This is a genomic window from Mycobacterium sp. (genome assembly GCF_025933915.1).
Classification (GTDB): Bacteria; Actinomycetota; Actinomycetes; order Mycobacteriales; family Mycobacteriaceae; genus Mycobacterium.
On the sequence record NZ_JAICZA010000163.1, the window covers coordinates 1 to 9,617 of the forward strand.

Here is a 9,617-nt window from a genome sequence, read left to right on the forward strand (position 1 = left end):
GCTCACGGGCCCCGGCCCGGCGAGGATGAACGCCAATGCCCGCCTTTGAGCGACAACTTCTGGTGTGTCCTCCGACGGGGAGGGATGCGTACCGTTCACGAAAAGCCCCGTCTCTCAACGGAGACCGCCCGATCAGGTCTGGTGTGAACCGACCCGGTGCAAGGTGCCGTCGGGGTCGACATACGCGAATTCGCGCAAACCGTAAGCAGTGTCCTGCGGCGCGATCAACCGGCCATCGAGATTCTCCAGGCCGGCCCACTCCGCGTAGAGGGCATCGGCGTCGCTGACATAGAAGTACACGCTGGCGGCGGTGCGCAACGGGTCGTGCTCGTCCCACTCGGTGAGGTGGAGAGACACCGGCCCGCGGTCGACGAAGCCGTAGCGATCCGGGCCGTCGTATGCGCGCGCGTCGAAGCCGAGCAGGCGGTAGCGATCCAGGGCGGCATCGAGATCTCGAACGGGGACGATCGGTGCGACGGAAACGAAGTTCACTGCGGCCACACCGCGAAGATATCGCTTCACTCCGAACGGGCTCATGACGGTCGGTGCTGTCGTATGCTCCATCCGCAAACGACCTCTGCGGAATCGATTCAAGGAGGAAGGGGCACCCACCATGCGCCAGCTAACTGCCGCGGTCGCCATCGCCGCCGCCGGAATACTCGTCGCCGGTTGCGGTGACAGCAGCGGGGGTGACACCGCGGCGTCGTCGAGCACGACCACCACGGCATCGCCGAAGACCCCCCTTGCGAAGGCCGCGCTGGCCGATCTCATGTTGTCGCCCGATGAGATCGACAGCACGCTGGGTGTCCGGGGAACGGCGAGCGACCCGCCTTTCACCGCGCTGGTGGAGGAGCAGGTTCACCGCACGGACTACACGCTTCCGGCCGAGTGCAAGTACGCCATCCACACCGCCTCAATACCCCAATATGCCGACAGCGGGAGCACCGCGGTTTATGGCTACCACGACCTCGCGCCAGCTCCTGCGGGCGCAGATCGGATCGAAGGCCCTGGCGTGGACCAATTCGTCGTGTTGTTTCCGACTCCTGAACAGGCGAGCGCCTATTTCGCTGCGTCGTCGCAACGCTGGCCTGCGTGTGCCAACCGCCAGGACACCGTGCCCGCCAACGACATCGCTCCGGAAATTCAATGGAAGGTGGGGCCGGTCTCCAACGCCAACGGGGTGCTCACCGCCCCGGTGACCCTGACGGTCAACCGAAATGGCACGCACATGTCCACGTCCTGTCAGCGGGCACTGACCGTCCGTCGAAACGTCGTCATCGATGTCGACGTGTGCCGCAAGGACGTCGGGGACCTGGGCATCAACATCGCCAATCAGATCGCCGGAAAGGTCGACAAGCAGTAGCGGCCACCAAGGCTCGGCGACCCCGATAACCTTCTGCGGTACCGCTATTGGCGGTGCTGTATCCGCCGGGCCACCTCGCCGTATCGCTCGAAGCGATCCTGATCGGCCACGGAGTTGTACATCACCAAACGCGTTGCCGTGCCGGAGTATTTGTCGGTCAACGCGTCGGCCAACGCGTCCCAGCTCGACTCGGTGGCGAAGACGGCGATGTGGTCGTCGCTGACCTGGGCCGCCATCCCGGCGAAGTCTCCGGCTTTCTGTTTCTCCCGAATCCGGGCCGTCGTGCCCTCGAAACCGGCTTCGTCCCAAATGAACGCGTAGTTGGGCGTGCTTCCGTAGAAGGCCATGCTGGCGCGCACGATTTCGCGCTGCTTGTCGCGCTCTTCGTCGCTGTCGCCCACGATCGTCATGACGGGCACGATGATCGCGATGTCCGACGGCGAACGGCCGACCTTCGCCGCCCCTTCGGTGACCGTCGGCAGGACATGACGGGCCAGGTAGCCCGGTTCGCCGATCGGATGGACGTGCACCCCGTCGGCCACCTCACCCGCCATCCTCAACATCCACGGATTCACGGCCGCGATATCGACTTTCGGGTCGGGAGCGTCGATGGGCCCCGGGCTCCACTGCGGGGTGATGAAGTCGAGATCGTAGAAATCACCGTGATGGTCGAGCGTCCCGGAACGGAACGCCGTGAAACATGCCTTCACGGCGAGCAAGTAGTCGCGCAGCCGGGGACCCGGCCGTTCGAAGGCCGTGCCGTAGCGCCGCACGACGTGGGTGCGCACCTGAGTTCCCAGACCCAGGCGGAACTTTCCCTTGGTTGCTTCCTGCAGTTCCCATGCCGCGGCGGCGGTGACGAAGGGACTGCGCGGGAAGGCCACCGCGACGCCCGTGGACAGTTCGAGATCGGGGGCGGCCTGCGACGCGACGGCGGCGTTCAGGTAGGCGGTGCGGCCCGTCTCGGTGAACAACAGACCGGAGAATCCGGCGGATCGGGTTCGTCGGGCAAGCTCGCCGATTTGGCCGAGCGGCTGGGGGGTCGTCATCGCGTCGACATGCATGGTGGGAGCCTACGTCGCGGGTACGGGCGAACGATCCGCGGCGCGTCCGCCCCTTGCTGGACAACCCGCCCACGGTGTTAGCTCTGTAGTCATCAGCAACCATCGGGGTTTCACTAAAAAGGAGGTTCACGAACGTGCTTCGTGGATCATTCATTGCCGGAGCAATCGCAGTGAGAATTGCTGTGAACGACGGCACCGGGTGCGAACTGTGTCACTGAAATGAGGTGGCATGTAACGTGTTTCGACGCCGGACGGGGTGCCCGGTGGTGCGCCGTGGTCGCATTCGGGTGTGCGGGGCTGATGGCTTGCGGGTCGCAGCACGCCGCTGCGCCCGGCACATCCGGCCCGACCTCGACGAAATCGTCGGCGCCGGTGAGCACGAGCGTTCCGCCCAGCCCAACCGCCGCCGGGACCGTCGTACCCAGCCCCAGCGGCACACCCGCGTGCGTCGGGCTGTCGATATGCCCGCCACCGCCACCGGATGCCGAGGGCAATCCGCCGTGTTACTACTCGGACGGCTGGCGCGCCGATAACTCAGGGGCGGGGATCGAAGTGTGGTACTTCGAAGACCCGCAGAGCCCGTCGAAATCGGACAGGGTCACGGCGTTGGTTCGCAAGAAAGATGGCACCAACGAATCGCAGGACGCCACCATCGAGGCCGGCCAACAAGTGCATCGCTTCGAATTTCCGTCCACACCACAATCCGCGGTCGACGAAGTCCTGTTCATCAGCGGCACCACCCGCTGCTTCGTGATCGGCCCGTAAGGCTGACGCCGTCAGCGCTTCGTCGGCGGGCGGCTCACCGGGGCGGTGAAGCCCTCGGTGTCATCGAAGAAGGCCCACTGCCCGTCGTCGTCGACCTCCATGCGCCAACCCAGCTCGGTATTACCGCCGACCGAGTGGACGAACCATGCGTGTGCGGCCTCCGCTTTGGCGAAATTCTTCGTCGCGACGACCCGCCCATGTGGGTCGATGACGCGAAACTCAGCCATGGAACCTAAGTATCCCTGCCAGCGACTTTTCAATCCCACAAATCGCCGATACGTCGGCGAAGACCGGTCTACACCGTGCGGGCCAGCCGGTCGGCCAGCAGCTCGGCAAACCGTGCCGGATCATCGAGCGCGCCGCCTTCGGCGAGAAGTGCTGTGCCGTAAAGTAATTCCGCGGTCTCGGCGATTGACGGGTCGTCACTGCGGTCCTGGTGCGCCTGGCGCAAGCCGGTGACGAGCCGGTGGTGAGGATTGAGCTCGAGGATCCGCTTCCCCACCGGAATCTCCTGCCCCGAGGCGCGGTACAGGCGCGCGAGCGCGGGCGTGATCCCGAAGGCGTCGGTGATCAGGCAGGCGGGCGAGTCGGTCAGCCGGGTGGAGAGGCGAACTTCCTTGACGTGGTCGGCCAAGGTGTCCTTCATCCAGGTGAGCAGGTCGGCGAATTCCTTCTGCTGCTCCTCGCGCTCGGCCTCGCTCTCGTCACCCTCGGAGCTGAGGTCCACCTCGCCCTTGGCGATCGACTGCAGCGGCTTGCCGTCGAATTCGGTCACCGTCCCCACCCAGACCTCGTCGACCGGGTCGGTGAGCAGAAGCACCTCATAGCCCTTGGCCCTGAACGCCTCGAGATGCGGCGACTTCAGGATCTGCTGACGCGTGTCCCCCGTGGCGTAGAAGATCTGCGTCTGCCCCTCCTTCATCCGCTCCACGTACTGGGCGAGCGTGGTGGGCTCCTCCTCGCTGTGCGTCGACGCGAACGAAGAGATCTGCAGCAGGGTGTCCTGGTTGTCGAAGTCCGACAGCAGGCCCTCCTTGACGACTCTTCCGAACTGGGTCCAGAAGGTCCGATAGTCGTCGGGGCGCTCGGACTGCAGGTCCTTGAGCGTGGAAAGGACCTTCTTGGTCAACCTGCGCCGGATGGCCTTGATCTGCCGATCCTGTTGCAGGATCTCGCGCGAGACGTTGAGTGACATGTCCTGCGCGTCCACCACGCCCTTCACGAAGCGCAGGTATTCGGGCATGAGCTCGTCGCAGTCGCCCATGATGAACACGCGCTTGACATAGAGCTGGATCCCGGTCTGGGCGTCGCGGTTGAACAGGTCGAACGGCGCGTGGGACGGAAGGAACAGCAGCGCCTGATACTCGAAGGTGCCCTCGGCCCTCATCGCGATGACCTCGAGCGGGTCGTCCCAGGCGTGCGCGATGTGCTTGTAGAACTCCTGGTACTCCTCCTCGGAGACCTCTTCTTTGGGCCTGGCCCACAGCGCCTTCATCGAGTTGAGGGTCTCGGTCTCGATGGTGACGGTCTCCTCGCCGCCCTCTTCTGTCGCGGGCGTGCGTCGCTCGACCTGCATCCGGATGGGCCAGGCGATGAAGTCGGAGTACTTCTTGACCAGTCCCCGGAGCTTGAACTCCGCGGTGTAGTCGTGCAGCTCGTCCTCGGCGTCCTCGGGCTTGAGGTGCAGGGTGACCGACGTTCCCTGCGGCGCGCCGTCGACCGATTCGATGGTGTAGGTGCCCTCGCCGCTCGATTCCCATTTGGTGGCGTCGCTCTCGCCGGCCTTGCGGGTCAGCAGTTCGACCTTGTCGGCGACCATAAAGCTCGAATAGAAACCGATACCGAACTGGCCGATGAGTTCCTCGGAGGCGGCTTCGTTCTTGGCGTTCTTGGCCTCGCGCAGTTGCTGGCGCAGCTCGGCCGTGCCCGACTTGGCCAGCGTGCCGATCAGGTCGATGACTTCGGCGCGGGTCATTCCGACGCCGTTGTCGCGCACGGTCAGGGTGCGCGCCTGGTGGTCGACGTCGATCTCGATGTGCAGGTCGGAGGTGTCGACATCCAGGTCTTTGTTGCGGAACGCTTCAAGCCGCAGCTTGTCCAGCGCGTCGGACGCGTTGGAGATCAGTTCCCGCAGGAACGAGTCCTTGTTGGAGTAGACGGAGTGGACCATCAGATCCAGCAGTTGCCGAGCCTCTGCTTGAAACTCCAACTGCTCGACGCGCGCGTTCATGACATTCCCTTCGACAACATGACGTTTCAAATTTACCGAGCCGCCCGCGATCGGTGTTCGTGGACCCGTCCTCTTGCGGGGCGACCGGCTCTACGCTGAACGCATGTCTGTTGCTCAGCGCGAACGCGCCGCCCTCGTGGAGACCATGCGCGGCGTCGGTCCGGACGCGCCCACCCTGTGCGAGGGCTGGACGACACGCGACCTGGCCGCCCACCTCGTGATCCGGGAGTATCGCCCCGACGCCGCCCCGGGCATCCTGATCCCCTTCCTCGCCTCGCATACCGCCAAGGTGCAGAACCAGGTGAGTGAGCGCAACGAGTGGGACGAGCTGGTCGGCAAGGTCGCCGCCGGTCCGCCGGTGTATTCGCCGCTCAAGCTGCTCGACCCGGTGGCCAATGTCGCCGAGATGTTCATCCACCACGAGGATGTGCGCCGCGCGCAGCCGGGCTGGCAGCCACGCGCGCTGGAGCCCGCCCTGAGCACGATGCTGCGCCGCACGCTGCCGCTGATGGCCCGGCTCACCCTCGCCAAGGCGCCCGGGCGGGTCGCGTTGCGCACCCCGGAGGGCAAGACGCTGCTCACCGCCGGTCAGGGTCCGGCGGTGACGGTGACCGGACCGCCCGAGGAACTGCTGCTGTTCTCCGTCGGGCGCGCGGCGCAGGTCGAATTCGACGGCGACGCCGCGGCGGTGCAGGCGGTTCGTGATGCGCCCAAGGGGTTATAGCCCGGTTGGGAATGGCCCGCGCGTGTAACCGCACGGCGAAAATTCCGCCCGGATCTCGCAGTGGGGTTACACGCGCGTGGAGGTAGTCGCCGACCCGATCACCCGAAGGCCTCGCGAAGGTCCTTCTTGATCACCTTGCCGAATTGATTACGCGGTAGGGTGTCGACGACCACGAGATGCTCGGGGTGCTTGTAGCGGCTCAGGCCCCGTGATTGGCAGTGTCGCACAAGCGATTCCAATGACACGCCATCGGCTGTCGCGGGCACCACCACGGCACAGACGCGTTCACCGGTGCGGGGGTCGGGGATCCCGATGACGGCGACGTCGGCAACACCGGGATGTTCGGCGAGCGCATTCTCGATCTCCAGGGCGGAGATGTTCTCCGCGTTACGGATGATCGCGTCCTTGGTGCGACCCGTGACGCGGACATTGCCGTTCGCATCGATGAGGCCGAGATCGCCTGTGCGCAGCCAGCCGTCGCCGTCGAACGCATCGGCGTCAAGCGTCGGATCGGCGTAGCCGAGGAAACACTGGGGTCCCTTGAGTCGCAGCTCCCCCTCCTGTCCGGCGGCCAGTTGGACGTCCTGGTCGTCGACCACGCGGACCCTGACCCCGGGCACCGGTGGGCCGACGGTATGGTCAAGTACCTCCGGCGGTGCGGTCAGTGAAGGCGAAGTCGCGCAGGGGAACTCGGTCATCCCCCACGCGTTCGCGATCCCGGCCACGCCGAAGGTTTCCCGGACCTGACGTCCCAATTCGGCGGTGATGGGTGCGCCTCCGGCCAGACAGCCCCGCACCGACGAGAACAACCGTCGGTCACCGTGGGCCCGTTGGGCTTCGAGGAATGCCACGAAGAACGGGGTCGCGGTGCCCAGGAACGTCGGATTGTGGGCGGCGATGGCCAGCGGCGTCGTCGCCGGATCGAATGTCTCGAACAGTGCGAGCCGCATGCCGGTCAGCAATGCGGTGGCCAGCATCGCGGCCCCGCCGATGTGAGCGATGGGGAAGGCGACGGGGTCCACGTCGCTACTCGTGGCCCCCACCATGCCCACCACTCCCGCCGAGCCGGCGATGACCGAGGTGTCGGTATGGCGGATCCCTTTGGGGGCTGCGGTGGTCCCGGAGGAGTAGTAGACCCAGCGGGCCTCGTCGGCCGATGTCGGGGGTTCGGGAAGGGGGCCCGTTTCGGCGCGGGGCAGCCGCAGCACACCGGCCGGGGGCGTCGCCAGATCGAGGGTGATGACCTCAAAGCCCTTGTCTCGGGCCAACTCACGAGCTAGCCCGCCGTGATCGAAACCGCGCCAAACCTGCGGCACCACAAAGAATTCGGTGTTCAACTGGCCGGTGATGAAACCAAGCTCGTTTTCCCGAAGCAACGGGATGATCGGATTTTGCACCGCGCCGAGTCGGGCCAGTGCGGCCATCACCACCATGGTTTCCATCGTGGTGGGCAGCTGCCAGGACACCACCGTGCCCGCGCAGACTCCCCGTTCGGCGAGCGCGGCGGCGGTTGCGCACGCGGCGTCGCGCAGCTGACGTGCGGTCAGGCTGCGACCGTGCTCGTCGGCGAGAAGCGGTCGGGTCGATTCCCGCTGCGCCGCATCGGCAATCAGCGTCCAGAAGGTGACCGCACCGCCCCCCACCAACGTCACCCGGTCGACGGATCGACGGAGTGCGCCCGAAATCCCGAGTGCGCGACGGCGACCGACACGCCGGTGCCGAACGGGCCCTTCTCGTCAACCAGGACTGCTGAGCCGCTGGCCACCCCGTCGTGGCTGTGATGAGTAAGGGAGGCAAGCCCGATATGCGCCCCCTCGGACAGCCGGGTCAGCGTCAGCGTGTAGTCGACATTGATGAACTCCAGGGAGCGGGTGCCCCAGTTGGCGATCGAGGCCGTGATGTCGCCGGCCATCGCCGCGCGGGTGAAGGCGGTGAGCGGTTGATCGTCGATCAACGGCCGATTCTCGTGTAACCACGTGTACTTCGGGCCCTCGGTCTGGGGCCAGTCCGGATCGGGGTTCTGCACCTCCGAACCCCAGCCGTAGGTTCGCATGAAAAGCGTCGGGTACGACGGGCCCGGCGGTAGCGGCGGCATCTGCACCGGTGGCGACCAGATTTGCCCGTCGGGCTGCGGGCCGCGCCGCAAGAACAGTGCGCTGGCCTGTGCCACGGGGGCGCCATCCTGGGTGATGACGGCCTCGACCAGCCGCAATCGGCGACGGTCCTGGCGCACCTCGGTGTGCACCTCGAGTGGTTTGAGCGCCGTCGGCCGGGGCAGGTCGACCGTCAACCGCGCCGGTTGCAGGTGCGCGTCCGGCGCCGCCCGCTCGACCGCCCACGCCAAGAGTCCGCCGACGACGTGGCCGCTCAGTGACGGACCCCACCCGCCGCGCGCGATTTCGGTTGGTACAAAGTACTTTTCGTCGCGCACAAAGTACGGCACCGGTTGCGCCCATTGAGCTTCATCCGGCACGATATCGGGCTCGGCCACTGCATGACCCTTCGCGTGATGGGATCGCGGGCCCCTGCCGAGACCCGCAACCGTGAATATTACAGTTGCGCTTCCAGTCGGTGGATGTGCACCGCGCCGGTCAGCCGATTGCCGCGCCCACCACGTGACCGATCACGTAGGTGACCGTCAACGCGAGGCTGCCGCCGATGAGGTTGCGGAGCACGGCGCGAAGCTTTGGCGCCCCGCCCAAACCGGCCGAGACCGCTCCGGTGATCACCAACGCCACGAGCACGGCCGCCACGGTGACGGGGATTCTCCACGTCGTCGGCGGGGCCAAGACGGCGATCAACGGCAACAGGGCACCGACCGCAAACGACAGCGCCGACGACGAGCCCGCCTGCCACGGACTGGTCAGCTCCTCGGGATTGATGCCGAGTTCGACCTCGGCATGGGCCAGCAACGGATTCTGATCGGTGAGTTCCTCTGCCACGGTGCGTGCGGTGGCCGCCGTCAGGCCTTTCGCCTCATAGAGCGCGGCGAGCTCGTCCAGTTCGGCGGCCGGATCGTCGCGCAATTCACGGCGCTCCTTGCGCAGCAGCGCCTTCTCGGTATCGCGCTGGGTGCTGACGGATACGTATTCGCCAAGCGCCATCGACACCGCTCCAGCGACCAGTCCGGCGCTCCCGGCGGTCAAGATCGGAGCTCGCAGGGTCGTGGCCGCCGCGACTCCCACGACGATGCCCGCGGTGGAGACGATGCCGTCGTTGGCACCCAGCACACCCGCACGCAGCCAATTCAACTTCGACGACACCGACCCGAGATGCGGTTCGGCCGGATGTGACGCGCTCGACACGGCGGCAACGATATAGAGGAAACACCTGGCCGACTAGCCAACCTAGCCTTGCCAAACCAGCGCGGTACGGGGCGGGGCCAACGCTTTGCATGGGCCAGGCACAGTTAGGCCATAGGGAAGCTATCTAGCGTCTGAGTTGTATCAGGGGAGGTTCCGAACCCATCCC

General features: G+C 66.0%; 10 protein-coding genes. 3 read left to right on the forward strand and 7 right to left on the reverse strand.

The genetic code is table 11. The features are described 5' to 3' along the window. Window positions 1-132: 132 nt before the first annotated feature. Complete coding sequence (locus Q0W90_RS20305; protein ID WP_297598614.1) at window positions 133-492, reverse strand: VOC family protein; 360 nt, start codon at window positions 490-492, stop codon at window positions 133-135. Window positions 493-613: 121 nt separating this feature from the next. On the opposite strand from Q0W90_RS20305, the gene Q0W90_RS20310 reads away from it, so the two are divergent. Next, complete coding sequence (locus tag Q0W90_RS20310) at window positions 614-1,363, forward strand: sensor domain-containing protein (RefSeq protein ID WP_297776216.1); 750 nt, start codon at window positions 614-616, stop codon at window positions 1,361-1,363. 44 nt (window positions 1,364-1,407) lie between these two features. On the opposite strand, the gene Q0W90_RS20315 is transcribed toward Q0W90_RS20310, so the two are convergent. After that, window positions 1,408-2,427 (reverse strand): TIGR03617 family F420-dependent LLM class oxidoreductase, encoded by a 1,020-nt coding sequence (locus Q0W90_RS20315; protein WP_297776218.1) that lies wholly within the window; start codon window positions 2,425-2,427, stop codon window positions 1,408-1,410. A 372-nt stretch (window positions 2,428-2,799) separates the two neighbouring features. Between Q0W90_RS20315 and Q0W90_RS20320 the strand changes: the two genes are divergently transcribed. Continuing rightward, entirely contained in the window at window positions 2,800-3,192 is a 393-nt protein-coding gene (locus tag Q0W90_RS20320; RefSeq protein WP_297776219.1) for a hypothetical protein, read from the forward strand. Between the two features lie 11 nt (window positions 3,193-3,203). Here the strand turns inward: Q0W90_RS20320 and Q0W90_RS20325 are convergent, their stop codons facing one another. Then, window positions 3,204-3,419, reverse strand: a complete 216-nt coding sequence (locus Q0W90_RS20325; RefSeq protein ID WP_297598595.1) for a hypothetical protein — start codon at window positions 3,417-3,419, stop codon at window positions 3,204-3,206. A gap of 68 nt (window positions 3,420-3,487) precedes the next feature. Further along, complete coding sequence (htpG, locus tag Q0W90_RS20330; RefSeq protein WP_297700334.1) at window positions 3,488-5,422, reverse strand: molecular chaperone HtpG; 1,935 nt, start codon at window positions 5,420-5,422, stop codon at window positions 3,488-3,490. A gap of 103 nt (window positions 5,423-5,525) precedes the next feature. On the opposite strand from htpG, the gene Q0W90_RS20335 reads away from it, so the two are divergent. After that, window positions 5,526-6,146: a TIGR03085 family metal-binding protein gene (locus Q0W90_RS20335; protein ID WP_297598591.1), complete on the forward strand. Its 621-nt coding sequence runs from the start codon at window positions 5,526-5,528 to the stop codon at window positions 6,144-6,146. A gap of 98 nt (window positions 6,147-6,244) precedes the next feature. Here Q0W90_RS20335 and Q0W90_RS20340 read toward each other — a convergent pair whose 3' ends face one another. The 3 genes from Q0W90_RS20340 to Q0W90_RS20350 all read right to left on the reverse strand — a co-directional run bounded on the left by Q0W90_RS20340 (window position 6,245) and on the right by Q0W90_RS20350 (window position 9,451). After that, window positions 6,245-7,792: an AMP-binding protein gene (locus Q0W90_RS20340; RefSeq protein ID WP_297598611.1), complete on the reverse strand. Its 1,548-nt coding sequence runs from the start codon at window positions 7,790-7,792 to the stop codon at window positions 6,245-6,247. Window positions 7,793-7,794: 2 nt separating this feature from the next. After that, entirely contained in the window at window positions 7,795-8,637 is an 843-nt protein-coding gene (locus Q0W90_RS20345; protein ID WP_297776223.1) for an acyl-CoA thioesterase domain-containing protein, read from the reverse strand. A gap of 100 nt (window positions 8,638-8,737) precedes the next feature. Then, window positions 8,738-9,451 carry a VIT family protein gene (locus Q0W90_RS20350; RefSeq protein WP_297700337.1) on the reverse strand — a complete coding sequence of 238 codons (714 nt, stop codon included), beginning with the start codon at window positions 9,449-9,451 and terminating at the stop codon, window positions 8,738-8,740. Between the last annotated feature and the right edge of the window lie 166 nt (window positions 9,452-9,617).

What these genes read in the sequence shown, in the direction of transcription:
- Q0W90_RS20335 (WP_297598591.1), top strand. Translation starts at nt 5,526, where the DNA reads ATGTCTGTTGCTCAGCGCGAACGCGCCGCCCTCGTGGAGACCATGCGC.
- Q0W90_RS20315 (WP_297776218.1), bottom strand. Translation starts at nt 2,427, where the DNA reads ATGCATGTCGACGCGATGACGACCCCCCAGCCGCTCGGCCAAATCGGC.
- Q0W90_RS20310 (WP_297776216.1), top strand. Translation starts at nt 614, where the DNA reads ATGCGCCAGCTAACTGCCGCGGTCGCCATCGCCGCCGCCGGAATACTC.
- htpG (WP_297700334.1), bottom strand. Translation starts at nt 5,422, where the DNA reads ATGAACGCGCGCGTCGAGCAGTTGGAGTTTCAAGCAGAGGCTCGGCAA.
- Q0W90_RS20325 (WP_297598595.1), bottom strand. Translation starts at nt 3,419, where the DNA reads ATGGCTGAGTTTCGCGTCATCGACCCACATGGGCGGGTCGTCGCGACG.